This is a genomic window from Staphylococcus sp. HMSC056G08 (assembly GCF_001812305.1).
GTDB lineage: Bacteria > Bacillota > Bacilli > Staphylococcales > Staphylococcaceae > Staphylococcus > Staphylococcus simulans.
Genome location: NZ_KV808453.1, coordinates 1 through 206, shown reverse-complemented (window position 1 = coordinate 206; position 206 = coordinate 1). Strand labels below are relative to the sequence as shown.

General features: G+C 33.0%; 1 protein-coding gene. It reads left to right on the top strand.

Annotated elements, in window-relative coordinates:
- A partial coding sequence (locus tag HMPREF2846_RS04545; protein WP_141751863.1) for a DDE-type integrase/transposase/recombinase occupies window positions 1-206 on the top strand: 206 nt, incomplete at both ends.

Here is a 206-nt window from a genome sequence, read left to right as displayed (position 1 = left end):
TTTATCAAACGTCTCATTAAACAATTTGGTAAACCTCAAAAGGTAATTACAGATCAGGCACCTTCAACGAAGGTAGCAATGGCTAAAGTAATTAAAGCTTTTAAACTTAAACCTGACTGTCATTGTACATCGAAATATCTGAATAACCTCATTGAGCAAGATCACCGTCATATTAAAGTAAGAAAGACAAGGTATCAAAGTATCAA